Raw genomic sequence first — 502 nt, forward strand, 5'->3', positions numbered from 1 at the left:
TGGGCGACGGCCTGCAGGCGGTTTTCCTCTGCTGAAATGGGCTTGATGTTATGAAAGTCCATGACTTGCTGGTAAGTCATGTTCGCGCTGGCACCGGCGGCTATCAGTTCGATTCGATTTACCGCACTTGAAAAGTTGACCCATTCTGGGGAACCAAGCTTCAACGTCGACGGTAGGTCTTTGACCAGCAAATGTGGCGCTGCACCGGACATCAATAGGCGGGTGACTGCCGGACGAAGGTGGGTCGGGACCTGTTGGGTATCAGCCAAATGTTGGCTTAAAAGCTCACTGAGCTTGCCAGCACCTAAGCCCCAGTTCGCAGGCCACATGAAGTCGAAACCTGCAACGCGATTGCGCTGGGTGCCGGCCGTTGGATCAAGCGCTAGCACAAGCGCGGTCAATAGCCATTGCTTTAGGCTGGTTGGGGTAGCAGCGCCCTTCATTGCGGTTTGCAAGTGTGTGGCGAGCTCCAGGGCGATGTCACTGGAGAGGAGCTGTTGCA

At 56.2% G+C, this 502-nt stretch carries 1 pseudogene; it reads right to left on the reverse strand.

Annotated elements, in window-relative coordinates:
• Positions 1 to 502: pseudogene (locus OQK_RS01505) on the reverse strand (hypothetical protein); the annotation flags it as partial.

Origin of the sequence: Pseudomonas sp. R62 (genome assembly GCF_000257605.1) — a bacterium.
Classification (GTDB): Bacteria; Pseudomonadota; Gammaproteobacteria; order Pseudomonadales; family Pseudomonadaceae; genus Aquipseudomonas; species Aquipseudomonas atacamensis.